At 69.2% G+C, this 22,719-nt stretch carries 28 protein-coding genes; 9 read left to right on the forward strand and 19 right to left on the reverse strand.

Annotation, left to right across the window (positions count from 1 at the left end; all coding sequences use genetic code 11):
• Positions 1-75: 75 nt before the first annotated feature.
• The 3 genes from MRBLWH10_RS14310 to MRBLWH10_RS14320 are packed head-to-tail and all read right to left on the reverse strand — an operon-like array spanning position 76 to position 2,356.
• A complete protein-coding gene (locus tag MRBLWH10_RS14310; RefSeq protein ID WP_341940410.1) occupies positions 76-714 on the reverse strand; it encodes a hypothetical protein in 639 nt (212 codons plus the stop codon).
• The gene (locus tag MRBLWH10_RS14315) at positions 711-1,616 is read right to left on the reverse strand and encodes a glycosyltransferase family 2 protein (protein WP_341940411.1); all 906 of its coding nucleotides are present in this window, start codon (positions 1,614-1,616) and stop codon (positions 711-713) included. Before MRBLWH10_RS14315 ends, MRBLWH10_RS14310 begins: the two co-directional genes overlap by 4 nt.
• Before the next feature lie 5 nt (positions 1,617-1,621).
• Positions 1,622-2,356 carry a CDP-alcohol phosphatidyltransferase family protein gene (locus MRBLWH10_RS14320; protein ID WP_341940412.1) on the reverse strand — a complete coding sequence of 245 codons (735 nt, stop codon included), beginning with the start codon at positions 2,354-2,356 and terminating at the stop codon, positions 1,622-1,624.
• 181 nt (positions 2,357-2,537) lie between these two features.
• Here MRBLWH10_RS14320 and MRBLWH10_RS14325 point away from each other — a divergent pair, with 181 nt between their 5' ends.
• Both MRBLWH10_RS14325 and MRBLWH10_RS14330 read left to right on the forward strand, forming a co-directional pair.
• The gene (locus MRBLWH10_RS14325; RefSeq protein WP_341942598.1) at positions 2,538-3,491 is read left to right on the forward strand and encodes a glycosyltransferase; all 954 of its coding nucleotides are present in this window, start codon (positions 2,538-2,540) and stop codon (positions 3,489-3,491) included.
• Positions 3,488-4,396, forward strand: coding sequence for a glycosyltransferase (locus tag MRBLWH10_RS14330; RefSeq protein ID WP_341940413.1), 909 nt, complete (start codon positions 3,488-3,490; stop codon positions 4,394-4,396). Before MRBLWH10_RS14325 ends, MRBLWH10_RS14330 begins: the two co-directional genes overlap by 4 nt.
• Here the strand turns inward: MRBLWH10_RS14330 and MRBLWH10_RS14335 are convergent.
• The gene (locus MRBLWH10_RS14335) at positions 4,393-5,598 is read right to left on the reverse strand and encodes a glycosyltransferase (RefSeq protein ID WP_341940414.1); all 1,206 of its coding nucleotides are present in this window, start codon (positions 5,596-5,598) and stop codon (positions 4,393-4,395) included. The genes MRBLWH10_RS14330 and MRBLWH10_RS14335 overlap by 4 nt on opposite strands.
• Before the next feature lie 201 nt (positions 5,599-5,799).
• Here MRBLWH10_RS14335 and MRBLWH10_RS14340 point away from each other — a divergent pair, with 201 nt between their 5' ends.
• Positions 5,800-6,255 (forward strand): adenylyltransferase/cytidyltransferase family protein, encoded by a 456-nt coding sequence (locus MRBLWH10_RS14340; protein WP_105673915.1) that lies wholly within the window; start codon positions 5,800-5,802, stop codon positions 6,253-6,255.
• A 90-nt stretch (positions 6,256-6,345) separates the two neighbouring features.
• Here the strand turns inward: MRBLWH10_RS14340 and MRBLWH10_RS14345 are convergent, their stop codons facing one another.
• A complete protein-coding gene (locus MRBLWH10_RS14345) occupies positions 6,346-6,738 on the reverse strand; it encodes an SIP domain-containing protein (RefSeq protein WP_223587176.1) in 393 nt (130 codons plus the stop codon).
• 73 nt (positions 6,739-6,811) lie between these two features.
• On the opposite strand from MRBLWH10_RS14345, the gene MRBLWH10_RS14350 reads away from it, so the two are divergent.
• From MRBLWH10_RS14350 to MRBLWH10_RS14360, 3 genes are all read left to right on the forward strand, one after another.
• On the forward strand, positions 6,812-7,075 hold the full coding sequence (locus tag MRBLWH10_RS14350; protein WP_105673911.1) for a glutaredoxin domain-containing protein: 264 nt from the start codon (positions 6,812-6,814) through the stop codon (positions 7,073-7,075).
• Between the two features lie 82 nt (positions 7,076-7,157).
• Entirely contained in the window at positions 7,158-8,534 is a 1,377-nt protein-coding gene (locus MRBLWH10_RS14355; RefSeq protein WP_341940415.1) for an MFS transporter, read from the forward strand.
• 227 nt (positions 8,535-8,761) lie between these two features.
• Positions 8,762-10,786, forward strand: a complete 2,025-nt coding sequence (locus MRBLWH10_RS14360; RefSeq protein ID WP_341940416.1) for an aldehyde dehydrogenase family protein — start codon at positions 8,762-8,764, stop codon at positions 10,784-10,786.
• Positions 10,787-10,852: 66 nt separating this feature from the next.
• Here the strand turns inward: MRBLWH10_RS14360 and pip are convergent, their stop codons facing one another.
• A complete protein-coding gene (gene pip, locus MRBLWH10_RS14365) occupies positions 10,853-11,839 on the reverse strand; it encodes a prolyl aminopeptidase (RefSeq protein WP_341940417.1) in 987 nt (328 codons plus the stop codon).
• Between the two features lie 32 nt (positions 11,840-11,871).
• The gene (locus MRBLWH10_RS14370) at positions 11,872-12,765 is read right to left on the reverse strand and encodes a neutral zinc metallopeptidase (protein ID WP_341940418.1); all 894 of its coding nucleotides are present in this window, start codon (positions 12,763-12,765) and stop codon (positions 11,872-11,874) included.
• Between the two features lie 44 nt (positions 12,766-12,809).
• Between MRBLWH10_RS14370 and MRBLWH10_RS14375 the strand changes: the two genes are divergently transcribed.
• From MRBLWH10_RS14375 to MRBLWH10_RS14385, 3 genes are all read left to right on the forward strand, one after another.
• Positions 12,810-13,799, forward strand: coding sequence for a malate dehydrogenase (locus MRBLWH10_RS14375; RefSeq protein ID WP_341940419.1), 990 nt, complete (start codon positions 12,810-12,812; stop codon positions 13,797-13,799).
• A 118-nt stretch (positions 13,800-13,917) separates the two neighbouring features.
• Positions 13,918-14,247 carry a response regulator gene (locus MRBLWH10_RS14380; protein ID WP_341940420.1) on the forward strand — a complete coding sequence of 110 codons (330 nt, stop codon included), beginning with the start codon at positions 13,918-13,920 and terminating at the stop codon, positions 14,245-14,247.
• 74 nt (positions 14,248-14,321) lie between these two features.
• Positions 14,322-14,795, forward strand: coding sequence for a recombinase family protein (locus MRBLWH10_RS14385; RefSeq protein ID WP_341940421.1), 474 nt, complete (start codon positions 14,322-14,324; stop codon positions 14,793-14,795).
• A gap of 68 nt (positions 14,796-14,863) precedes the next feature.
• On the opposite strand, the gene MRBLWH10_RS14390 is transcribed toward MRBLWH10_RS14385, so the two are convergent.
• The 12 genes from MRBLWH10_RS14390 to MRBLWH10_RS14445 form a co-directional block, all read right to left on the reverse strand.
• Entirely contained in the window at positions 14,864-15,538 is a 675-nt protein-coding gene (locus MRBLWH10_RS14390) for a hypothetical protein (protein ID WP_341940422.1), read from the reverse strand.
• Positions 15,520-16,029: a hypothetical protein gene (locus MRBLWH10_RS14395; protein ID WP_341940423.1), complete on the reverse strand. Its 510-nt coding sequence runs from the start codon at positions 16,027-16,029 to the stop codon at positions 15,520-15,522. The genes MRBLWH10_RS14390 and MRBLWH10_RS14395 overlap by 19 nt, the downstream gene beginning before the upstream one ends.
• Complete coding sequence (locus MRBLWH10_RS14400; RefSeq protein WP_341940424.1) at positions 16,026-17,591, reverse strand: hypothetical protein; 1,566 nt, start codon at positions 17,589-17,591, stop codon at positions 16,026-16,028. Before MRBLWH10_RS14400 ends, MRBLWH10_RS14395 begins: the two co-directional genes overlap by 4 nt.
• Positions 17,592-17,594: 3 nt before the next feature.
• The gene (locus MRBLWH10_RS14405) at positions 17,595-17,876 is read right to left on the reverse strand and encodes a hypothetical protein (protein ID WP_341940425.1); all 282 of its coding nucleotides are present in this window, start codon (positions 17,874-17,876) and stop codon (positions 17,595-17,597) included.
• A complete protein-coding gene (locus MRBLWH10_RS14410; RefSeq protein ID WP_341940426.1) occupies positions 17,873-18,061 on the reverse strand; it encodes a hypothetical protein in 189 nt (62 codons plus the stop codon). Before MRBLWH10_RS14410 ends, MRBLWH10_RS14405 begins: the two co-directional genes overlap by 4 nt.
• A 78-nt stretch (positions 18,062-18,139) precedes the next feature.
• Positions 18,140-18,427 carry a WXG100 family type VII secretion target gene (locus tag MRBLWH10_RS14415; protein ID WP_341940427.1) on the reverse strand — a complete coding sequence of 96 codons (288 nt, stop codon included), beginning with the start codon at positions 18,425-18,427 and terminating at the stop codon, positions 18,140-18,142.
• Between the two features lie 127 nt (positions 18,428-18,554).
• On the reverse strand, positions 18,555-19,595 hold the full coding sequence (locus MRBLWH10_RS14420; RefSeq protein WP_341940428.1) for a hypothetical protein: 1,041 nt from the start codon (positions 19,593-19,595) through the stop codon (positions 18,555-18,557).
• Positions 19,592-20,212, reverse strand: a complete 621-nt coding sequence (locus MRBLWH10_RS14425; RefSeq protein ID WP_341940429.1) for a hypothetical protein — start codon at positions 20,210-20,212, stop codon at positions 19,592-19,594. Before MRBLWH10_RS14425 ends, MRBLWH10_RS14420 begins: the two co-directional genes overlap by 4 nt.
• Positions 20,209-20,826 carry a hypothetical protein gene (locus MRBLWH10_RS14430; RefSeq protein WP_341940430.1) on the reverse strand — a complete coding sequence of 206 codons (618 nt, stop codon included), beginning with the start codon at positions 20,824-20,826 and terminating at the stop codon, positions 20,209-20,211. Before MRBLWH10_RS14430 ends, MRBLWH10_RS14425 begins: the two co-directional genes overlap by 4 nt.
• A gap of 36 nt (positions 20,827-20,862) precedes the next feature.
• Entirely contained in the window at positions 20,863-22,029 is a 1,167-nt protein-coding gene (locus tag MRBLWH10_RS14435) for a DUF308 domain-containing protein (protein WP_341940431.1), read from the reverse strand.
• Positions 22,030-22,040: 11 nt separating this feature from the next.
• Positions 22,041-22,349: a flagellar protein FlgN gene (locus MRBLWH10_RS14440; protein ID WP_105673883.1), complete on the reverse strand. Its 309-nt coding sequence runs from the start codon at positions 22,347-22,349 to the stop codon at positions 22,041-22,043.
• Positions 22,350-22,425: 76 nt separating this feature from the next.
• Entirely contained in the window at positions 22,426-22,713 is a 288-nt protein-coding gene (locus MRBLWH10_RS14445; protein ID WP_105673989.1) for a WXG100 family type VII secretion target, read from the reverse strand.
• Positions 22,714-22,719 lie beyond the last annotated feature (6 nt).

A 22,719-nucleotide genomic window follows, 5' to 3' on the forward strand; every position in this document is an offset into this window, starting at 1 on the left:
TTCCCCAGTTTTCCCCAGTGGCGGCTCCCCTAAGCCGCTCCCATGCGCGACTCCCTAAGTCGCACAAACCGAATCCTACTGGACGGGTGCCCTCCGTGTCGAGAGAAAAGGCAAAGTCGGATCCGTGGCCATCGCCCTGACCAGCTCTGCGACCGTCTTCTGCACCTGCTGGAGCGTTGCGGCGTGAGCACGACGACCGGCGCCGTGCCCGTCTGCGATGTCGAAGGGGTGAGCAGTGCGCCGCCACGGACGCGCCCGCTTCACCGGAACCTGCTGGAGCCCGCGCTGCGCATCGAGGTGCGCGGCGAAGTCGCGCACGAGGTCGTCGCCGACCGCGCCCGGTCTCGGTGCGAACCCCGGCGCGAGCCACAGGGCCTCGCGCAGCGTGAAGACCCGGCGCCGCGCACCCGGAACCAGCGACACGACCGCCGCGCGGGAGCTCGTCGTCGCCGTCAGAATCAGATCCGCGTCCTCGATCTCCTCGGCGCCGAGCTGGAGCGACTGATGCCGTCGAGACCGCGCGAGCCAGATCTCGTCCTCGCGCATCTCCGCCACGAGCCGACAGGCGGAGTGGGCCTGCAGAGCCTGCGCTCCTCGACTGGAGACCCGCACCCCCGCGAGCGAGGCGTGCTGCGAGAACTCCTCGGCGAGGAGGAACTCCGCTGCGACCGAACGGCACACGTTCGCGTCGCAGACCGTGAGGATGCCGCTCATCGTCCCGTCGCCTTCCCCCGGCTCACCCGGAAGCCGTCGCGGACCCCGCGCGCATAGGCGCGCCACGGGGCAGTGGACAGAAGCTGGCGCCGACCACCCTGAAGGAGTACCCCGTACCCGACGCGCAGCGAGGAACGCCGCCACCGACGGATGCCGTCCTGATCGAGATGCTTGCGGGCGTACATCATCCGATTGCGGATGTTGAAGTAGTAGTACGTCGGCGACTTCGCACGATCGGTGGTCTCGCCCTCGTGGGTGCCGCCCTCGTCGTGGACGACGACCGCGTCGGCCAGCACGAGCGCCCCGCCGGCATCGAGCACACGATGCGAGAGGTCGATGTCCTCCCAGTACAGGAAGTACTCCTCGTCGAATCCGTCGAGGTCCCGCCACACGTCGGCGGACAGCGCGAAGCACGCGCCTGTGGCCCACTCGCGTCGAGGGCGGCCCTCGTGCCTCGCCCTGGCCGCGCGCCCGGCGGTCGTGCCGTCATCGAGGTAGAGGTCGGCCCCCGCGAACCAGTTGGCGCCCGTTCCCGTGACGATGCGGGGAGACACGAGATCTCGGGTGCCGTGCGCGGCGTCGACGATCCGACGCAGGTCGTCGATCGCGATGTTCGCATCGGGGTTGAGAGGCACGATCACCTCGGCGCCGAGCTCGAGCGCCCGCGCCGCCCCGGCGTTGGTCCCGCCGCCGTAGCCAAGGTTCTCGTCGAGCAGCACGCGCTCGGCGCCCAGTGCGTCGGCCACGGCGCTGACGGCCTCGCGCTCGGCCGCGGAGCTGAAGCTGTCGACGATGATGAGACGCCCCTCCGGCGGCAGCGCGAGGCGGCCGAAGTTCTCGGCGATCAGCGCACTGGATCCGTAGTTGACCGTGACGACCGCGAACGCGGGTGCGGCAGCCATGCCGCTCAGCCGTCCTCGCGGTCGAGCGCGCTGATCTCACGGAACCACTTCACGGCGGCGAGCGCGAGGAACAGCGCGTTGATCAGGGCGAGCACCGCGTAGACGGCGAGGAAGCCGGTCGTCCATCCCCACAGGGCGAACACCAGGCACAGCAGCCCGAAATCGGTGGGCAGCAGGATCATCGACCGCAGGAAGGTGCCGCCGCCGCGGGAGTGCGTCGACTGCACTCCCTTCTTCTGCTTCAGCAGGTCGTTGAGGAGCATCCCGAAGAACGTCACGACGTCGACCACCGAGAAGGCGAGCGGGATGAGCAGCCACGGCGTGCCGGCGAGCGGGGTGTGCAGCTGCAGAGCAAGCAGCACGACGAGGTGCAGCGAGGCGATCTTCAGCGCGTCGACGAAGTGGTCGAGCCACTCGCCCGCGAGGCTGCCGCCGCCACGGAGCCGTGCGATCTGACCGTCGGCCGAGTCCCACGCGTAGCCGAGGGCGAGCAGCAGGGCGACGAGGATGCCGGTCCACCACGCCGCCGGGAGGAGGAGCAGGAGCGCGAGACCGGTGAACGTGTGCACGGCGCTGATGGCCGTGGCCTGGTTCGGCGTGATGCCCACGTGGAACGCGAAGGCGGCCAGCATCCGCCCGACCCTGCGGTTCACGTACACCGAGTAGCCGGGCGCCCCGCGGGCATGGCCCTTCTGCGCAGCGGCCAGCTGCCGGTATGCGGCAGCGAAGGATGCGGACATGTCGACTCCCCTATGTCACGACCCGCGGGCACCCCACATGCCCGGGTCATTCCCGACCAGTGTAGAGCCCGACTGCTGGCACACTGGAACCATGGGGAACAAATCAGGGGGTTCTGCGCGCCCGATCAGGGTGATGCAGTCATTCGGGGCGCCGCGCCCCACATCCAATCCGTATGTGCACATGCTGGATGAGGCGCTGGCGTCGACGCCGGGCGTCGAGCACCTGCGCTTCGACCGCCGTCAGGCGCTGTTCGGCCGACTCGACGCCATCCAGTTCCACTGGCCGGAGACGCTGTTCGGCTCAGGGACGGGTGCGAAGGGCCTCGCCCGTCGGGCGTACGCGATCGCGCTGCGGGCCCGCATCTCGATGGGCCGGGTCGCCGTCATCCGCACCGTGCACAACGTCGAGCTCCCTGGCGACGTCTCCCCCTGGCAGCGCCGCTACCTCGAATGGGTGGAGCGTCGCACCGATCACCGCATCGTGCTCAACGAGCTGACGGAGCTTCCGGAGGGCGCGGAGTCGACGCTGATCCCGCACGGCCACTACCGCGACTGGTTCGCCGATGTCGAGAAGACGGATGCCGCTCCCGGAACCCTCGGATTCGTCGGCCTCGTGCGACGGTACAAGGGCGTCGAGGACCTGATCCGCGTCTTCTCGGAGACGGCGGAGGCCGCCCCCGAGCTGCGGCTGCGCATCGCCGGCAACCCGACCAGCGCCGGCCTCGCCGACGAGGTGCGGGCGAGCGCGAAGGCCGACGGCCGCATCGAGCTCGACCTCCGCTACCTGTCGGAGCCCGACTTCGCCCGCGCCGTCATGAGCAGCTCCGGCATCGTGCTGCCCTACCGCTTCATGCACAACTCCGGCACCGTGCTCGCGGCGCTGTCCCTGAACCGCCCCGTGCTGGTGCCCCGCACCGCCGTCAACGAAGCCCTGTCGGCGGAGGTCGGCCCCGGCTGGATCACGATGTTCGACGAGGAGCTCGCGGCATCCGATCTCCTGGCGTTCGCCGAGGCGATCCGCACCCTTCCGGCCGGCGAGCCCGACCTCTCGGCCCGTGACTGGGACCGGGCGGGCGTCGCCCATCGCGAGGCCTTCACACGCGCGGTGGCGCACCGTCGCGGAGCGACACGATGACCGAGTCCGTGCTGATCGCCGTCCCGACGTACCGACGCGCTGCTCTGCTGCCGCCTCTGGTCGCGGCGATCCGCACGCAGACCGATGGGCTGCGCACGCGCATCCTGCTCGTCGACAACGACCCGGAGCGATCCGCCGAGGTCGTCGCCGGAGAACTGGGCGTCGAGTACCTCTCGGAGACGACCCCCGGCATCGCCGCCGTCCGGCAGGCGGCCCTGGACGCGGCATCCGACGACGAGCTCACGGTCATGATCGACGATGACGTGTTCCCCGAGGACGGGTGGCTGCACGGCCTGGTCGACGTCTGGCGCGACACACGCGCCGCCGTGGTGATGGGCTACGTCCGCTACGTGTGGCCCGAGGGCACCGACCCGTGGATCGCCGCGGGCGGCTTCATGCGCCGCACGCGCTTCCCGAACGGCAAGCGGCTGGACTCCCTCGCCACCGGGAACGTGCTCGTCGATACCGCCCAGGTGCGGGCCCTCGGCGTGCGCTTCGACGTCTCGCTCGGTCTCATCGGCGGCGAGGACAACGTGTTCGGCCGCGCCGTCGTCGCCCGGGGCGGATCGATCGTGGCCTCAGCCGACTCCGTGGCCCGCGACGACATCGCGCCCGAGCGCACGACGCGCGAGTTCGTGCACCGCCGCGCGATCTCCCACGGGCAGGCCCGCGTGCGGCTGCTGATCCGGGAGGCGCCGGCGTGGAAGCGCCCGCTCCTGCACGTCGCGCACCTGGTCGGCGGAGCGGTGCGCTGGATCGCCTTCACCGGCGGACGCGCGGTCTCGGCCCTGCGACGCGACACGGCGGCGAACGCCGTCTACCAGCGGCGCGCGTGGTTCGCGCAGGGACGGATGCTCGCCGCCCTCGGCATCGTGCGCGGCGAGTACGCCCGCCCGAAGAGTTAGAGCTCCCCCGGCCGCATCGCCTCGGCGTCGATCGCCCTGATGACCCTGAGCGCCGCGGTGTCGACGGAAGGCTCCTCCGCGGCATCCGCCTTCCGCCGCCGACGCGGCGCGTAGACGACGAGGGAGTGGAACAGGAACCGGGCGAAGAACGCGACGATCAGCGAGAGCGCCGTGGCGAGCACGCTGGAGATGTGCCAGCTCGAGGCCATCAGCGCCATCACCGGGATGCGCAGTGCCGCCTCGGCGTTGTTGAACGCGAACGACGAGGCGAAGCGGATGCCGAGGGCCCTGGCGTCCGTGCGCATGTCGGCGAAGACGAAGCGCTCCTGCAGCAGGAAGTTGCCGATGATCGTGACCTCGGCGCCGATGATCGCCGCCCAGATGTCCGGCACTCCCGCCTCGACGAGCAGCCACATGATGCCGAGATTGGCGACGGCGCCGATGACGCCGATCATCGCGAACAGCGACATCTTCCCGAAGCGGAGCCTGGCCAGGTGGGCGATGAACGTGGCCCCCTGCCGGAGGCTCGCCTTGGATGTGCCGTGGCGTCGCTCGGCGAACTCCATCGGCACCTCGGCGATGCGCAGGTCGGTGCGCGCGAGGATCTCGAGGAGGATCTTGAACCCCTGCGGTCGGAGCGCGTCGAGGTCGAGCCTGCTGCGATCGACCAGGAAGAAGCCGGTCATCGGGTCGGTGCTGCGCGCGAGGCGGATCGGGAACATCGCCCTGGTCAGCCAGGTCGCGGCGCGCGACACCCCGAATCTCACGGCCGTGCCGAGCCCGCTGGTGTCGCCTCCGCCGATGTAGCGCGACGCCGCGACGACGTCGGCGCCGCCCTCGTCGTGGCGGTCGACGAGCGAAGGCAGCAGCTCAGGCGGATGCTGCAGGTCGCCGTCCATGACGATGCAGAGGTCGGATGCCGCGGCCTTGAGCCCGACGACCACGGCGCCGCCGAGTCCGCCGGTGTTGTCGTCGCGGTGGATCACGCGGACGGGCAGGGGCGCGTCGGCCGCGACCCGCTCGACCTCGAGAGCGGTGTCGTCGGTGCTGTCGTCGACGAAGAGGATCTCGGCGTCACGCCCCGCGAGCGCGGCGGCGGTGCGTGCGACGAGTTCCGCGACGTTGTCGCGCTCGTTGTACGTCGGCACGATGACCGTGACCTCTGCCACCACCTGATCCCCCTCTTCGGATGCCGACTCCATCGTTTCACGGGTTGCTATGAGTTGAGAACGTCCTCACTCACTTCATAAACAACCTTTCCATATTCGGCCCCGCGTGAGAAGGGTCAGAACCGGGCACTCCCCGCTTCGGGTGAACTCCTGCTAGGCTGACCGGATGCGGCTGTGGGAGTCGCTGAGCGGATGGGGATCCGCTTCTGGGGAATCTACTGATCTGGGGAGATCATGGGGACGCGCATCGGCTATGCCGTTGGTGCCTTCGACCTGTTTCACGTCGGGCACCTGAACCTTCTTCGACACGCCAAGCAGCAGTGCGACATTCTGATCGCCGGCGTCGTGAGCGACGAGATGCTGCGCGAGGTGAAGGGCATCGAGCCCGTCATCCCGACGGCGGAGCGCGCGGAGATCGTTCGTCACATCTCGTTCGTCGACGACGTCTACGTCGAGACGACGCCGTCGAAGATGGACTCCTGGCGAGACGTGCACTTCACGCACTTCTTCAAGGGCGACGACTGGCGGGGCACCGAGAAGGGCCTGCGGCTCGAGCGGGAGTTCGCCGAGGTCGGAGTGGAGGTCGTGTACTTCCCGTACACCGCCCACACCTCGAGCTCCTCGCTGCGCCGCGCCCTCGATGCGATCACCGCCGGGGCCGCGCAGACGGCATCCGCCGTCGCGCGCTGAGACCGACCGCATCGATCCGGCCGAGCTGGGGCCGCCGGGTCGATGCGGTCGAGGGACGCGCCGCCGCCCTCCGGGGTCGGCGGCGCGTGGTCAGTTGGCGACGCCGAGAAGGCTCCGAGCCATGCGGGCCACCCGCGGAGGAGTGTGCGGGCCGAGCCAGACCGTCCACTGCGCCGGAGGCTCCGTGCAGGTCCACTCCACGCACCAGGCGTGGACCGCGGCGGCGAGACGCTCCCCCTTGACGTGCTGGCGGATGCCGTCGCCCCGCATCAGCCATCGCACCGACACCCCGTCGGGCACGTCGATATGGCGGAGCTGGATGCGGGCGGCGGCCTCGAGCAGGACCACGCCCTGCGCGTCCCACGGCAGTCGGGCGCAGATGCCGGCGATGAACACGGCGTCCGCGGCATCCCCCGCGATGAGCACCGCGCCCTCGATGCTCTCCCAGTCCGGATCCTCGAGGTGCTCGCATGCGGTGCTCATCCCTCAAGCATAGGTAAGGCTACCCTTACTAGTCAACGACGCCAGGGGCATCCGTTCGTCGTACCCTGGATGTATGACCACTCCTGCAGCATCCGAGATCACGATGTTCGGCGCCGACTGGTGCCGCGACTGCATCCGCACCAAGAAGCAGCTCGACGAGCTCGGCATCGAGTACACCTACATCGACCTCGTCGCCGATCCCTCCGCGGCCGACGTCGCGAAGGAGATCTCGGGCCGCACGAACATCCCCGTCGTCGTCTACCCGGACTCCTCCCACCACGTCGAGCCGTCCAACGCCGACGTCGAGGCGAAGCTCCGCGAGCTCTCCCTGATCTGATCCCGATCAGCGTTCGATCCTCGCCGACCCCGCAGGGCGACGGCGCGGATCGCCTCGCCGAGGCGACCGATACACTGGCGCGATGAGCACCGAGGCTCGCCCCGAACGAGCATCCGCCCGCCTGTCCGCCCGCACGATCGCGCTGTACTCGATCGGTTCCCTGGGGACCGGCGGTTACGCGACCCTCCCAGGTCTCGTGCTGACCTACTTCCTCACCGACAACCTCGGTGTCGCGGCCCTGGCCGCGGGGCTCATCGTGACCGCGGCGAAGATCTGGGACGTGGTGATCGACCCGGTCATCGGGGCGGCATCCGATCGCCAGCTCGCCCGCACCGGATCCCGCCGCGGATTCATGGTCACCGGCGCGCTCACGCTCCCCCTCTTCTTCGCGCTCACCTTCGCGGTGCCGCCATCGTGGGGTCCTGTCGCCAGCGCCGCGTGCGTGCTCCTGGCGTTCCTCGCCACCGCCACGGCCTTCAGCCTGTTCCAGGTGCCGTACGTCGCCCTCCCCGCCGAGCTCACCGACAGCTACGACGAGCGCACGCGGCTGCTCGGCTGGCGCGTCATCGTCCTGACCGCGGCGATCCTGCTGTTCGGCGCAGGCGGCCCCGAGCTGCGCAAGGCCGGGTCCGACCAGGTCGTCGGATACCTGCTGATGGGCATCGCCGCCGGTCTCGCGATCGGCATCGGTATGTACGTGGCCGCGAAGACGGCGGATGCCGCGGCATCCCGTGCGCGCCCTGCGGCGAGCGCCGCGCCGGAGACGGCGAGCCTGCGCGACCACTACGCATCGGGGTTCAGCGCCCTCCGCCGCAGCCAGCCCTTCCGGGCGCTGCTCGCGACGTTCCTCCTTCAGGCGCTCGCGACCGGCACGATGCTCGCCGGCGCCCAGTACGTGGCGACCTGGGTGCTGCGGTCGGAGGATGCCGTGACGCTGGTCTTCCTCGCACTCGTCGGCCCCGCGCTGCTCGCGACGCCCGGATGGACCGCGATCGCCCGTCGCGTCGGCAAGGAACGCGCGTTCGGCGTCGCGAGCGTGCTGTTCACCGTCGCGGCGGCGTCGATCACGCTCGCCGTGTGGGCGCCCGGACCGTGGATCTACGGTTCGGTGGCCGTGGCCGGAGTCGCCTACGCCGGGCTGCAGTCGCTGCCGATGGCCATGCTCCCCGACGTCATCTCGCATGACGAGCGCATCCACGGCGCCGGCCAGGCCGGCACGTTCACGGGCGTCTGGACCGCCGGCGAGACCGTCGGCTTCGCCCTGGGCGCCACCGTCGTGTCGCTCACGCTGGCCGCGACCGGCTACGTGTCGACGGTCGCCGGGGCGACGACGACCCAGCCGGATGCCGCGATCGCCGGCATCGTGCTGAGCTTCAGCATCCTCCCGGCAGTCCTCATGCTGGGAAGTCTCGCCGCGCTGCGCCGCTACCGCCTCCGTCGCGTCGACATCGAGGGCTGATACCCGCTCGCGCAGGCTCCCCGTTCCCGCTGCGCTTCTCCCGCTCGCGCTGCTCCCCTCCTCGCGCGGCTCTTCTCCCGCTCGCGCTGCTGATCGCTGCGCACGCGCCCGAAACTTCTGCAGCTCGTGCAGGTTCTCGCCGCGCGAAAGCCCAGGTCCACCACGTGAGACCGGGCCGAACCGGACCCGGCGGCATAAGCTGGGGTCCTGCCTTGAAGGAGACGCCGATGACTTCTGCGACATCGCCCAGCGCCGACGAGAGCGCGTCGAGCACCCCTCGCCCTGCGAAGAAGGCCTCGTCGGGCGCGAAAGCCCCGAAGACCGCGCCCGCGACACCGAAGAGCCCGGATGCGGCCCAGACCGCGAAGGCTCCGGCATCTGCACGGCCGAAGACCGCCGCCTCGGCAGCGAAGAGCTCGGGTGCCACCAAGACCGCGAAGGCTCCGGCGTCTGCACGGCAGAAGAGCTCGGAAGCCGCCAGCACCGCACCCGCGACGGCGAAGAGCTCGGGGGTCACTGCATCCGCATCCGCCCTCCCCGCACTCGATGAGGGCGAGCGCGCGCGCCTCGATTCCGCGATCGGCGACCTGCAGACCGGCGCCTCGATCTGGTCGGCGCTGACGCTGTCACAGCGCGTCACTCTCCTGCGCGCGGTGCGGACGAGCGTCGCGGCGACCGCCGAGGACTGGGCCGACACCGCTGCGGCGTCGAAGGGGCTGGACGGACGGCATCCGCTCCGCGGCGAGGAGTGGCTGAGCGGTCCGTACAGCGTGCTCGGCGCCCTCGACGCCTACATCGAGACCCTCTCGCGTCTCGCCGACGGCACCAACCCCCTCGACGGCGTGAAGATCGACCGTGCTCCGGGCGGACGCACCCGCGTGCACACCTTCCCGCTGACCGGCATCGACAGGTTCCTGCTGTCGGGGTTCACCGGAGAGGTCTGGCTGGAACCGGGCATCACCCCGAACGGTGCGCGGGCCGCCGCGGGGCTCGCGCAGCGCACCCCGACCGCATCCGGCGGGGTCGGACTCGTGCTCGGCGCGGGCAACATCACCTCCATCCCCGTGCTCGACGTGCTCTACGAGCTGCTCGCCCACAACCGCACCGCGCTGCTGAAGGTCAACCCCACGCAGGACGCCCTCGTGCCCGTCTACAAACGCGCCTTCGCGCCCCTCATCGAGCCGGGGTTCCTGCGCATCGTGCGCGGCGGACCGGCGGTCGGCGCCTACCTGACCGGTCACCCCGACCTCGTCCACGTGCACATCACCGGCTCTGCGGCGACGTTCGACGCGATCGTGTGGGGCACGGGCGCCGCGGCCGCCAGACGCCGCCGCGAGAACCGTCCGCAGCTGAAGAAGCCGATCACCGCCGAGCTGGGCGGAGTCTCGCCCATCATCGTCGTCCCCGGCGCGTGGTCGGACGACGACCTGCGCTACCAGGCAGAGCACGTCGCGACCATGCGCCTGCAGAACGGCGGACACAACTGCATCGCCGGTCAGGTCGTCATCCTGTCGTCCGACTGGCCGCAGGCCGACCGCTTCCGCGCCGAGCTGCGCCGCGCCTACGCGAACGCCCCGGAACGGCCGATCTGGTACCCCGGGTCGCCCTCGAGGATGCAGCAGGCCACAGACGCCTACCCCGACGCCCTCGTGCTCGGCGACCGCCTGCTCGTCGAGATCGGCGACGGAGACGACCCCGACGCGCTGCAGCGCACCGAGTACTTCGCCCCTGTGCTCGGCGTCGTGACCGTCCCCGGCGAGGGGCAGTCCTTCCTCGACGCCGCGGTCGCGTACGCCAACGACGAGCTGCAGGGCACGCTCGGCGCGAACCTGCTGATCGACCCGGCGACGGAGAAGTCGCTCGGCAGCGGATTCGAGCGCGCGATCGCGAACCTCCGCTACGGCTCGATCGCCATCAACGGCTGGACGGCCTTCGGGTTCATCACCCCGACCCTCACGTGGGGCGCGTTCCCCGGCAGCACGATCGACGACGTGGGCAGCGGCATCGGCATCGTGCACAACGCCCTGCTGCTCGACGGCGTGGAGCGCTCGGTGATCCGCGGACCGTTCCGCCCGTTCCCCCGGTCGCTGCCCGTGGTGAACGGCGGCGGTCGGCTCACGATCCTCCCGAAGCCGCCGTGGTTCGTGTCGGCCCGCACCGGCGCCGAGGTGAGCGAGGGGCTGACCCGGTTCCGTGTGAACGGCAGCACCGCGGGTCTCGTGAAGACGCTGCTGAAGGCGCTGCGCGCGTAGCCCTGACCCCACCCCGTCTGTCTCGGTCGCTCCGCTCCCTCGCTCAACGCCCGAGAGGAAGCTCGCTCACCGACCGGCGGAGAATGCCCCGGCGAAGCGGTCGGTCGCGGCCCTGAGCGCGCGCTGGATGCCGGGTTCGGATGCCGAGTGGCCCGCGTCGTCGACCACGACGAAGTCCGCCTCCGGCCACGCCCTGTGCAGATCCCACGCGGTCATCATGGGCGTGCACACGTCATGCCGCCCCTGCACGATCACGGTCGGAATGTGACGGATGCCGTCCACACCGGCGATCAACTGCCCCTCGTCCCACCAGCCGCGATGCACGAAGAAGTGGTTCTCGATCCGCGCGAACGCGGTGGCCCTGCGCGCATCGGACATCGCGGCGATCTGCTCGGCGTCGGGAGTGAGCGTGACCGTCGACGCCTCCCAGGTCGACCAGGCGACCGCGGCGGGCTCGTGCACGGCCGGGTCCGGATCGAACAGGCGCCGATGGTACGCCTCGATCATCCTCGTGCGCTCCAGCACGGGTATCGGCGCGATGAACGCCTCCCAGAGGTCGGGGAACAGCGCGGCCGCCCCGCCCTCGTAGAACCACTCCAGCTCTTCGCGGCGCAGGGTGAAGATGCCGCGGAGCACGAGCTCGGAGACGGCATCCGGGTGCGCCTGCGCGTAGGCGAGCGCGAGCGCGCTGCCCCAGGAGCCGCCGAACACCTGCCAGGTGCGGATGCCGAGGTTCTTGCGCAGCAGCTCGATGTCGGCGATGAGGTGCGCGGTGGTGACGTGGCGCAGGTCGGCGCCCGGTTCCCCCGCATGCGGGGTGCTGCGTCCGCAGCCGCGCTGATCGAGCAGGACGATCCGGTAGACCTCGGGGTCGAAGAACCGTCGCTGCCAGGGCGACGTCCCGCTGCCGGGCCCGCCGTGGAGGAACACCACCGGCTTGCCCTCCGGGTTGCCGCTGACCTCCCAGTACATGCGGTGGCCGTCGCCCACGAGCAGCTCGCCCGTCTCATACGGCTCGATCGCCGGATACAGCGCATCCAGATTCATCGTCATCGATCCTCCAGATCAGACCTACGCGATCAACGCTACTGGGGGCCGAGCTGATCTCCCGGCAGGGTGAAGGTCGCCGCGCACACGTCGAGGCCGTTCTTGAACCCGTTCGCGAACCAGTACTGACGCTGCTCGCTCGTCCCGTGGGTGAAGCTCTCCGGGTTCACGAAACCGCCCGACTGCTGCTGGATGTGGTCGTCGCCGACGGTGTACGCCGCATTGACCGCGTCGTTGAGCTCCGCCTCGGTGGGGGCGTTCAGGTAACGGTTGCCGTTCTTGTCCTTCTGCTTCGTCATCTGCCCGATCCAGGCCCCGGCGTAGCAGTCGGCCTGCAGCTCCATGCGCACGCCGTTGCTCTCGGGACCCGTGCCGTTGTTGGGATACTGCTCCATGTACCCGGTGATGTTCTGGATGTGGTGGCCCCACTCGTGGCCGACGATGTAGAGCTGCGCGAGGTTCCCAGCGGATGCCCCGAACTGCTGCTGCATGAGCTGGAAGAACGTCGGATCGATGTAGACGGTCTGATCTGGCGGGCAGTAGAAGGGCCCCGCCGCGTTGGATGCCGTACCGCACGCCGAGGACGTCGCCCCGTCGACGATGACGAGCTCGGGCGGCGTGTAACCCTCCACCTGCTCGGACCAGTACTTGTTCAGGACGAGCTTCGAGCTCGCGACACGGCAGTCGACGTTCTCGTTCGCGTCCTGACCGGTGTCGCAGTTCTCGATGAGCGTGCCCTCGCTCGACGACGTTCCTCCGCCGCCGGTGTCGCCACCGCCGAGGAAGGGGGTGAGATCGATGCCCAGCAATGGTCCTGCGATGAGGGCGATGATGCCCAGAAGGCCTACTCCTCCGGCGCCGGCCACGACAGCACCGCGTCCGCGGCGTCGCACGTTGTTGTCGGAGACATCGGCATCCGGATTGAACGTCATGGATCGAGGGTACTCCCGGGCGGATGCCGTCATAGGCTCGACATATGACGACGACCATCACGATCACCGGTGCGGGCGGCCAGATCGGCTACGCCCTGCTGTTCCGCATCGCCGCAGGCGACCTGCTGGGGCCCGACGAGAAGGTCCGGCTGCGCCTCCTGGAGATCCCGCAGGGCCTGGGCGCCGCAGAGGGCGCGGCTCTGGAACTGCAGGACGGCGCGTTCGGGCTCCTCGAGCACGTCGAGGTGACGGACGACCCCGCTGTCGGCTTCGACGGAAGCGACCTCGCGCTGCTGGTCGGCGCCCGCCCCCGAGGACCGGGGATGGAGCGCGGAGACCTGCTCGCGGCCAACGGCGGCATCTTCGGTCCGCAGGGGCGCGCGATCGCGGCGCACGCGGCATCCGGTGTGCGCGTCACGGTCGTCGGCAACCCGGCCAACACCAACGCCCTGATCGCGGCGGCATCCGCCGACGGCGTGCCGGCGGAGCGCTTCACGGCGCTGACCAGGCTCGATGAGAACCGCGCCCGCGGGCAGCTCGCGGCCACCCTCGGCGTCCCGGTCGAGACCGTGCGCCGGGTGCCCATCTGGGGCAATCACTCGGCGACGCAGTTCCCCGACGTCTCGCACGCGACCGTCGCCGGGATGCCGGTCGGCGATGCTCTCGCCGCCATCGTGGGCGACGTGCCCGCGTGGCTCGACGAGACGTTCATCCCGCGGGTGGCTCAGCGCGGGGCCGAGATCATCAAGGTCCGCGGATCATCGTCGGTGGCCTCGGCAGCGAGCGCCACGATCGATCACGTGCGCGATTGGGTGCGGGGCACCGACGACTGGACCTCGGCGGGGGTGGTCTCCCACGGCGAGTACGGAGTGCCGGAGGGTCTGATCTCCTCGTTCCCCGTGCAGTCGGTGGATGGAGAGTGGCGCATCGTCGAGGGGCTCGAGCTCGACGCACGGTCACGGGCCCGGATCGATGCCTCCGTCACCGAACTCGTCGACGAGCGCGAGACCGTGCGGGCGCTCGGCCTGCTCTGACCCGCACTCCTCCTCCCCATCGCGCCTCCGATCGGGTTCGTCCGCAGACCGCGGAACCGCCGGATTCTCTGGCCTAAAGTCGATGGACGAGCCCTGGTCGCCGGAGCAGAATGGGAGGGTGTTCGTGTCGCCTGACGTGATCGGAATGGTCATCGCCCTCTTCGCCTTCGCCGTCGCCGTCCTCGGTGGCGTCGGCGGGATGATCGCGCACCAGTCGAGGGGACTCGATGCGCGGTTCGATCAGGTCGATGCGCGGTTCGATCAGGTCGGAGCGCGGTTCGACCAGGTCGATGCACGGATAGACAGACTCGACACGCGCATCGACCGCGTCGAAGGCAGGATGGACCGCGTCGAGTCCCAGCTCGACCACCTGGCGGGTGAGATCGTCGAGGTCAAGATCGCCGTGGCCCGCCTCGAAGGTCCGCAACGACGACTGCAGCGACTCTGAGGGCGTGCCCGCAGGTCGCAGACAGGCATGCCAGGGGTGTGGGGACAGGGCAGAATGGACGCTGGAGGTGCGCGATGAGCGAGACGACAGAACCGACGAAGGCTGCGGCATCCGTGGATGACGCCTTGACGAGCCCGCTGCACCTGCCGCACGCGGCCGCAGAGTGCCCGAAGTGCTTCACCGAGCTGCAACAGAACAGGGACTTCTGGTCGGCGCGACCGGACGGGTCACGACTGGTCGGTCTGGTCGTCGCACGCGATGGGATGCCGTCGGTGGTCGAGCAGCGCGACGATCTCACCCGGTTCGGGGTGCCGATCGAGGGGTTCCGGCACCCGGCGCCCGACATCCTGGAGAGCTGGAACGACCGCCTCGCGCGGCTGATCGCGACTCTGCACCCCGGTGACGTCCTGGTCGTCGCCAACATCAACGCTCTCGGCCGGAACGCCGATGAGGGCACCAGGACGGTGGCTGACCTGCGCCGTCGGGGCATCATGGTCAAGGTGCTCAGCCACAACGCGAGACACCTCGCCGACGCGGCTGCACGCTGAGACCGACCGCAACCCGTCGACCAACGACGGACGCGCGCGGTGATGGCTGCGCGGTCAAGTCCGCCCGGTCAGCTGTGCGCGGTCACACCGGCACGCAGCTGATCGCGCAGGGACTCCGGCTTGTCCTCGCTGAAGTAGGCGACGGCGATGAACTCGTCGAACAGTGCGAGCATCACGTTCTCCAGCTCGCCCAGTGGCGTCGAGAAACGCACCATCAGCATCCGCTTCGTATCTGGTACCGGGATCCAGTAATCGGCGATCAACCGCAGGATCCCCTCCGAGTCCCCGCTCTCCTCGACCTGTTCGACGCGGTGCGTGCGCAGAGCGGGAACGCCCGGGCCGCGCACCTCGATCATCGAGGCGTACGCGCCGGGATCGAGCTGCTTCAGCCCCTCGGCCATGACCTTGAGCACCGACTGCGGCGCCGTGCCGACCGCGGGACTCATCCGCAGGTCTGCGGGCTCGAAGACGAGGAGCGTCACCGGCAGCGGAGTGCCCCTGGCGATCTCGGTCGAGAACATGATGGCGCGGACGTCGCCGTCCGCCCCCGCCGTGACCGCCTGCTGCAGCTGACGCCGCACCGTGGCACGCTCGGCCGCGCGATCGTCGGCCGGTCCCACCGCATCCTTGGCGATGCGCGCGATGGAGGACGTCCTGGCGTCTTCACCGGACAGGTCCACCGAGAACCAGCGCCCGGGGAGGCGGAACCGCAGATCGCGACCGGTCACTCGGGTGCCGACCACTTCCCGTACCGAGCGCTCATGTCGGTCAGGCTCACTCCACCCGTGCCCGCATTCGTCACGCCCAGCGGATCGAGATCGGCCGCCGCCGTCCTGAGATCGACGATCTCGTGGCCCTCCGCCGTATCCGCACCGGCCGTGATCTTGATCGTGTTCGGCTCCCAGGGAAGCGCGCCCCAGATCGCCTCGACCACGGCATCCAGCTCATCAGCCGTGAGCGGCTCGGCGGTGTCGACCTCCAGCCCGAGGCTGAGTCGATGGCCCAGACCATTGGCCGACTGCGCGAGGTCTCGCACGCCCACGACCCTCGGCACCGCCGCTGTCACGGCGTTCGCCACATCACCGTAGTCCACTGTCGACCCTTCCGTCTGTTCTGCCTGGCCCGTCTGCGGCATCAGCATCGTGCATCCCGCCAGCGCACCGCTCAGGAGAGACCCCGCCAGCATCACGGCGATGATCCGTCGCCGTCCGATGTGTCCTCGCCTCATGCTCATTCGCTCCAGTGGTAGTAGGACACGTCGACGTACCCATCCTCGTTGAAGAAGTTCGAGAGACCGGGATGATTCGCCTGCACTTCGGCCAGATGATCCTGGTAGGTCTGCGAGTACTTGTCGGCGTTGTGTGCGCCGGCATCCACGCCCAGCACCGGGGCGGGGTTCGGCGGGTCCACGTGGATGGTCGTCCAGTTCGAGCCGTGCTCGGTGCCGAGGTCGCCGGCGACGATGTCGAGGTTCGGCACCGGGTCTCCGTTGTGCTGCACGGAGACCACGTCGACCGAATCGGGGATCGGCATGTGGTCGATGGGCGCTCCGGAGACGACGACGGCCTGCCAGTTGTAGTCGGAGTTGTACGCCGCGAGGTGTCCGGCCATGATCCCGCCCTGGCTGAATCCGACGAGCATGACAGGGTCGTTCTCACCGATGCCCGCCTGCTCCATCGCCTCGAGGACCGCCCGCTCGTACTGCGTCTGCAGAGCCGGCGTCAGCATCAGCGCGAGGTTGCTGTCGAGGTCGTTGACCGCACCCTGGTCTCCGAAGCGGGACAGCCACTCCTGCGTGCTGGGCAGCGTGACGGTGTAGTACCAGCCGTCGGGCCCGAGCACCTTGGTGATCTTCACGACCGAGTCGGTCTCCCCGCCGAGGCCATCGACCTCCCCGGTGCCGTCGAGCACGGTCGCCAGACTCGGACCCTCGGGAACGTCCTCCGCCGGCACGTTCGCGTAAGGATCCGTCTCGCTCACCCCCGGCGTGCCCTTGAGCACGTCGGACAGGATGCTCGTGATGATGAAAGCGGCGAGCACCCCGGCGATCACGGCCCCGATGATGAGACCGATCGTTCCGAACAGCGCGCCCACCGCGATGATGAGGAGCAGCACCACGAGAACGCCCAGGATCGCGATGAGCGTGTCGGCGATCTTCTTGAGCAGATCGACGACGTCCTGCAGGAAATCGCCGATCCACTCGCCGATGCTCGCGAGGAAGTCACCGATGTCGGAGAAGAAGTCGCCGACCTTGTCCCAGAACCCCTCGTTCGTGGAGTCGATGGCCGCGTCGATCTTGCGGATCGCGATCTCAGCGGCGTCGTTCATGGCCTCGCGCGCCGATTCGATCCGCGAGCGCGCCGACCCGACGGCCGCCTGGGCGTCGTTCGCCGCACGCTGCGCGCCGGGGACCTGATCGGCGAGGGAGGGGTCGGTGGAGTCGCCGGCGGCATCCACCCGATCGTTGAGGTCGTGGAGCGCCGCGTCGGCGCGGCCCTGTGCGAGGAGCGCGTCGTCGAGATCGTCCTGCGCGCGTTCTGCGTCGGCGTGAGCATCCGTGAGCGCGACGGCATACTCGGTGAGCGCGTCGGCGGTGCCCTTGTAGCGCGGATGGATGCGCTCGAGGTCAGACGAGATCTCGTCGTTCTGCTCGTAGAGCGCCTGAACGGCTTTGCCCTCGTCGTCCTCGACGATGCCGCGCAGTTCGTGGATCACCGTGAGGATGACGCCGGCCGATGCGACGAGATCCGCGGCGCGCGCGGTCAGCTCATCCGGTCTTCCGGGAAGAACGGTCATGGTCTAACCCTCCCCGTTCTGGGCCATCTTCTGATCGAGGTCACGGAACGTGTCGACGATGGCCTGCATGAAGTCGGCCTGCGAACGCAGGTTGTCGCGCAGCTTCTCCCGCGCGATGTCCCATTTGCCGCCGAAGTCGTCGACCTTGTCGCTGAGACCGCCGTGACCGGTGAGGCCTCCGAGGTCGTCCGCGAAGGACTCCGCCTCGTCGAACGTCGTCGCCAGCCCCCTGGCCTTCTGCGCGGTCGACTGCAACCGCGCGAGGTCCATCCTGACGTCGCTCATGCATCTCCCCCGTCATCGCTCTGATCGTGCCGCGCGAGGCGGTCCGCCGTCGTCTCCCGCAGCCAGGCTCCCAGCGCGGCATCGGCCGCCCTCACCTCGGCGCGCAGCTCGGCGGCGTCCGCAGCGGACGCGGGCACACGCACCCGCAGCGACTGCATCGCCGCTCTCAGCGTCTCCTCCGACATCCGTACGACCCCTCCGTCGCGTGTATGCACAGGGGCCGACCGCAGACGGCCGACCCCCGAAGATCCTGCAGCAGCGTGTCAGCCGCCGGCGAGCTGCGTGTCCAGGTTCTGGATCGCACGCATCATGCCCAGCAGCGACTCCGACATGTCGTTGATACCGTCCACCGCGGTCTTCAGACCCGTGGTCAGCTCCCCATAACCCTCACCGAACTTGCCCGACGCATGCTGCGTCTTGAAGTCCTCACCCAGCAGGGTGTCCACCTGAGACTTCAGAGAATCCAGCTGTCCCTGAATGTCATCACGAGCCTGCGACAGCGACGACGCCACCTGCTCCATCTCCGCATAAGACGCACCGAAATCGGCCATCGTCCACACCTCCGGTAATCGAATTGGACCGGACCTCTCCGGCCCGACACCACCAACCTAACAACACCCGCACCACCGGTCGATGGGCACAACTCCCCATCCGCACACGGTAGCGGAGCGGCTCGGATCAGGTCGTCGCTGTGATGACGGCGGCGGCCACCAGGCCCAGAACGATGAACAGGACTCCGATGGCGAAGCCCCTCCCCGACCTGGGCGCCGCGAAGAGCGCCTCACGCTCGGCGTCGCGGCTCCTCCATCCCGATGCCGTCTCCGCCGGGACCGGAGCGTCCGGCCGCGAGAGGACGGAGACGAGAGCGCCGATGTCGCCGACCCAGCGCCAGAACGCGGGTTCCGCGAAGGGGAGGGCCTTGCGGGCGATGACATGGATCCGGCCGCCGTCCACCTCGACGTCGCACCGACCCGCCACCTCGCGCAGAGCCTCACGCACCGGCGGAGTCAGCTGCCTCCGCACGGCGTCGTCGTCCTGCGGCTCGCAGTACACCCGCACGTGCGCGTCGAAGTCGGGATCGATGCTGACCGGATGCTGCGCCTTCTGACGGGTCGACTGCTGGCTCCACACGTCTCCGAGCTTCGTGGCGACGGTCATCGACGGCACCGCGGTCGGAAGGTCCAGCGCGACATAGGTCGCGCTGTGCTCCACCATCGAACGCCCCATGCTCCGCTCGTAGTAGTACGTGCCCGCTTCGAGTCCTGACCGCTCGGGGGAGCTCAGCAGATCTCTGATCGCGAGCGGGCCGCCTGCGCGGAAACGGGTGACGGGATGCTGCGCCGCCGGCTCGGCGGCGACGTGGCTCATCCGGTTGTCCGCCGCGAACCGCGGGAGCCGGTACGCGATGTCCGCGATCTCCCGGCGGCGTGATCCGAACGCGACGATCTGCGAGATCACGAACGGCGCGACCATGAACGCGGCGATGATCCAGGTGAGGATGTTCATCCCGTCCCCGCCGAAGATCATCTGGACGAACATGACAACGATCGCGGCCAGCGCGCCGAACCCGAGAACCTGGAAGACGACTCTGATGAAGAGCCGTCGCACAGACAGCTCTTCCGCAGCGCTCCCGTGGATCGCGTCGTCCGCCGGAGGGGCGGGCGCCGACGGGCTGATCGGTGCGTGCAGGGCGGCGGTGTCGAACTCGAGGGAACTCACGCCTTCCACTCGTCCCCCGCCCGGACGACAGCGGCCAAGAGCTCCTCGACGCGGTCGTGGTTCGCGAGCGGGACGAAGCCCTCCACGCGCGCGGCGGAGAGGATGCTCTCGGCGATGGGCTCGGCGACGGCCAGCGAGTACGGCGCCACCGGACCCAGCAGAGCGCCCGCCGTGAGCCCCTGCCCGAAGAAGAGCCAGCGACGGGTCCCGAAGTCCACACCGTCCTCGCGCTGCGCGAGGGTCGAGGAGAACCCGACGCCGAGATGCGCCGTCTCCACCCGAAGCGACGCCGGAGGCAGGATCGCCGACGGCGCCCACAGGAAGTCGGCCTGCTCCTGCCGGGTGAGCTCGCGGTCGACGACGAAGAACACCAGGGGAGCGAGCACGGCGGCATCCGTGCCGACCAGCAGGAACCGTCGTGCGTCGTCGGAGACCTCTGCGGCGACGCTCTCCAGCGCCCCCTGGAGGCGCGGACGAAGTGCGACCGGAACGTCGACGACCGCGGTGAACCGGGAGACGGCCTGAGCCGCCCATTCGGCGGCGCCCAGCTGCCGGACGTCGGCGGTCTCCACCGGGATGGCCTTGGCCAGCTCGAAGTCGAAGCCGATCTCCATCATGCCTCCCAGGTGAACGTGGCGACGTGGGCGTCGAAGAGCGCCACCCAGAGTTCAAGGACCGGGTCGTCCTCGGGCAGATCGGCCTCGTGCGCGACGGTGACCGTCCACTGCACGGCTTCGGTGAGCTTCGAGCCGGGGATCGGGATGAGGTAGTTGATCATGAACGACACGGCGTCGACGTCATCCATGGAGACGGGGCGGCGCTCGGTCCAGCGGACGATGCGATGCCCCTCGCCGACGGCGACGCCGCCCTGGTTGGCGATCACGTTCTCGACGACGCGACCGAGGGGAGCCTCGGGCGTCGCCGCTCTCTTGATGCCGATCAGGCTCGCGGAGCCGAGCGCCCAGGTGGGCGCACTCTCCCCCGCGAAGGCGTACACGAAACCGTTCTGCGCACGCACGGAGGCGAGCGCATCGCGGACCTGCCGCGAGAGGTTCAGGGTGAGGGCCTCGGTCGCCTGCGCGGCGCGCAGCCGGGTCGTCGCCCGGTTCACCAGCTCCTTCTCGGTCTGCTCGCTGAGGTCGTAGGCGTCCCACCCCGGAGGAAGGAGCATGCGATACGGAGGAATGGTGGCGCCGCGGCGCCCGAGCAGCTCAGATCGAAGATCGCTCATGGCACCAGTCTGTCATCCCTGCAGAAACGCGAACGGTCAGCTGAACGGGTTCTGATCGGGATCGAAGGTCCCCGACCAGGCACCGCCGAAGGAATCCTTGGTGGCGCCGGCGATCGCGAACTGCGCGGACCAGATCTTCCCGACCATCTCGAGCGTCTGCACGCCGGTGGCGGTGCCGCTCGTCAGCGTCCCGAACTCCACGAGAGAGTGGCCTCCGAAGAGTCGTGCGCTGAAGTCGGGGAAGCTCCTCACCAGATCGGTCTGGCGGCTCCACGCGCTCCACCCCGCGGCGGGGGTCATCCTGGCGAGGAAGCCGGTGCCGGCCGGGGCGCTGGCGAAGGTCCGGATGCCGCGGGCGGCGGGACCGATGAAGGGGATGACGCCGATCACGCCGAAGGCCACGTCGACCCAGCTGCCCTCCCCGCGTATCGCCCGTGTGAGCGCGACCGCGAGGGTGAGCACGGCGACGATGCCGGCGAGGACGGCGATGATCGGTCCGCCGACGATGATGGCGAGCACCGCGAGGATGATGCCGGCGACGGCCAGCACATCGGACATGAACTGCAGGAAGCCGCCGAAGTCATCGCTCCAGGAGTCCTCGATCTTGCCCGCCATGTCGTCGCGGATACCGTTGGCGGCGTTGGTGAACGCCGTGTGCCACGAGTCCCACTCGGTGTCGTAGTCCTTCGCACGAGCGTCCCAGGCGCCCTTGGCGTTGGTGGCGACGGTGTTCGCGGCTCCGGCCGCCTCGTCTCGCGCATCCTCGGCGTCCTTGCGGAGCTGCTCGTCGTCGGCGTCGTCGCCCGTCGGGTAGTCGGGGCGCTCGTTGCGCGCCGATTCCGCGGCCTCGGCCTTGCGGTTGTACTCGTCCCAGAGGTCGCAGAGGTCCTCGATGATCGTGGTCATCGCCGTCTGGGACCCCTCGAGCTCCTGCCCGTAGGTCTTGATGTAGGGCGCGACCACGCTGTAGAGCTCGCCGCCCTTCTTGAGGTCCTCGTGGACCTCCTTCGACAGCTCCTTGAGCTTGTCGATCGCGTCGCCCCTCATGTCGGAGCCGTTGTCGACCAGACGCTGGAGGAGGGCGGAGGACTTCTGCATGTCCGTCGCGAGCTCGCTGATCTGCGTGCCGCGCTCCTTGATCGCGTCGGCATCACCCGTGACCACCTGGATGTAGTGTCCGGCGGGGGAGGTCTGAGGCATCATCCGGTACATCGTCAGTTGCCCCCGTTGTTCTCTGACTTCTTCGCGGCTTCGACGTCGAAGTCCTTGAAGCCCTTGATCACGCCTTCGAGATGTTCGGCGACCTTCTTGCAGTTGTCCATCAGCGTCTTGCGCTTGTCGTCCCAACGGCCTTCGAAGTCGTCGGCGGCATCCTGCAGAGCGTCTTCGCCGTAGGGCCGCCCGACGGCATGGGACAGATCCCTGCGCCGGCTCCCCGCCGCCTCGAACTCGCCGATGATGTTCTTCAGCTCGGTCTGCAGATCATCAAGATCGTCGTACTTGAGCTTGACCCCGTCGCCCACGCTGTTCTCCTCCGGTATGTGTCAGATAGCGGGGGTCGGCCTCTCGGCCGACCCCCGAAGATCCTGCAGCAGCGTGTCAGCCGCCGGCGAGCTGCGTGTCCAGGTCCTGGATCGCACGCATCATGCCCAGCAGCGACTCCGACATGTCGTTGATACCATCCACCGCGGTCTTCAGACCCGTGGTCAGCTCCCCATAACCCTCACCGAACTTGCCCGACGCATGCTGCGTCTTGAAGTCCTCACCCAGCAGGGTGTCCACCTGAGACTTCAGAGAATCCAGCTGCCCCTGAATGTCATCACGAGCCTGCGACAGCGACGACGCCACCTGCTCCATCTCCGCATAAGACGCACCGAAATCGGCCATCGTCCA

Source organism: Microbacterium sp. LWH10-1.2 (genome assembly GCF_038397765.1).
Taxonomy (GTDB): Bacteria; Actinomycetota; Actinomycetes; order Actinomycetales; family Microbacteriaceae; genus Microbacterium; species Microbacterium natoriense.

Bases quoted from the DNA above. Each gene is read 5' to 3' on its own strand.
- MRBLWH10_RS14310 (WP_341940410.1), bottom strand. From the start codon at position 714: ATGAGCGGCATCCTCACGGTCTGCGACGCGAACGTGTGCCGTTCGGTC.
- MRBLWH10_RS14425 (WP_341940429.1), bottom strand. From the start codon at position 20,212: ATGATGGAGATCGGCTTCGACTTCGAGCTGGCCAAGGCCATCCCGGTG.
- MRBLWH10_RS14400 (WP_341940424.1), bottom strand. From the start codon at position 17,591: ATGACCGTTCTTCCCGGAAGACCGGATGAGCTGACCGCGCGCGCCGCG.
- MRBLWH10_RS14320 (WP_341940412.1), bottom strand. From the start codon at position 2,356: ATGTCCGCATCCTTCGCTGCCGCATACCGGCAGCTGGCCGCTGCGCAG.
- MRBLWH10_RS14345 (WP_223587176.1), bottom strand. From the start codon at position 6,738: ATGAGCACCGCATGCGAGCACCTCGAGGATCCGGACTGGGAGAGCATC.
- MRBLWH10_RS14325 (WP_341942598.1), top strand. From the start codon at position 2,538: ATGCTGGATGAGGCGCTGGCGTCGACGCCGGGCGTCGAGCACCTGCGC.
- MRBLWH10_RS14330 (WP_341940413.1), top strand. From the start codon at position 3,488: ATGACCGAGTCCGTGCTGATCGCCGTCCCGACGTACCGACGCGCTGCT.
- MRBLWH10_RS14350 (WP_105673911.1), top strand. From the start codon at position 6,812: ATGACCACTCCTGCAGCATCCGAGATCACGATGTTCGGCGCCGACTGG.
- MRBLWH10_RS14410 (WP_341940426.1), bottom strand. From the start codon at position 18,061: ATGTCGGAGGAGACGCTGAGAGCGGCGATGCAGTCGCTGCGGGTGCGT.
- MRBLWH10_RS14335 (WP_341940414.1), bottom strand. From the start codon at position 5,598: ATGGAGTCGGCATCCGAAGAGGGGGATCAGGTGGTGGCAGAGGTCACG.
- MRBLWH10_RS14385 (WP_341940421.1), top strand. From the start codon at position 14,322: ATGAGCGAGACGACAGAACCGACGAAGGCTGCGGCATCCGTGGATGAC.
- MRBLWH10_RS14445 (WP_105673989.1), bottom strand. From the start codon at position 22,713: ATGGCCGATTTCGGTGCGTCTTATGCGGAGATGGAGCAGGTGGCGTCG.
- MRBLWH10_RS14360 (WP_341940416.1), top strand. From the start codon at position 8,762: ATGACTTCTGCGACATCGCCCAGCGCCGACGAGAGCGCGTCGAGCACC.
- MRBLWH10_RS14340 (WP_105673915.1), top strand. From the start codon at position 5,800: ATGGGGACGCGCATCGGCTATGCCGTTGGTGCCTTCGACCTGTTTCAC.
- MRBLWH10_RS14395 (WP_341940423.1), bottom strand. From the start codon at position 16,029: ATGAGCATGAGGCGAGGACACATCGGACGGCGACGGATCATCGCCGTG.
- MRBLWH10_RS14405 (WP_341940425.1), bottom strand. From the start codon at position 17,876: ATGAGCGACGTCAGGATGGACCTCGCGCGGTTGCAGTCGACCGCGCAG.
- MRBLWH10_RS14355 (WP_341940415.1), top strand. From the start codon at position 7,158: ATGAGCACCGAGGCTCGCCCCGAACGAGCATCCGCCCGCCTGTCCGCC.
- MRBLWH10_RS14435 (WP_341940431.1), bottom strand. From the start codon at position 22,029: ATGATGCCTCAGACCTCCCCCGCCGGACACTACATCCAGGTGGTCACG.
- MRBLWH10_RS14430 (WP_341940430.1), bottom strand. From the start codon at position 20,826: ATGAGCGATCTTCGATCTGAGCTGCTCGGGCGCCGCGGCGCCACCATT.
- MRBLWH10_RS14370 (WP_341940418.1), bottom strand. From the start codon at position 12,765: ATGACGTTCAATCCGGATGCCGATGTCTCCGACAACAACGTGCGACGC.
- pip (WP_341940417.1), bottom strand. From the start codon at position 11,839: ATGACGATGAATCTGGATGCGCTGTATCCGGCGATCGAGCCGTATGAG.
- MRBLWH10_RS14315 (WP_341940411.1), bottom strand. From the start codon at position 1,616: ATGGCTGCCGCACCCGCGTTCGCGGTCGTCACGGTCAACTACGGATCC.
- MRBLWH10_RS14375 (WP_341940419.1), top strand. From the start codon at position 12,810: ATGACGACGACCATCACGATCACCGGTGCGGGCGGCCAGATCGGCTAC.
- MRBLWH10_RS14415 (WP_341940427.1), bottom strand. From the start codon at position 18,427: ATGGCCGATTTCGGTGCGTCTTATGCGGAGATGGAGCAGGTGGCGTCG.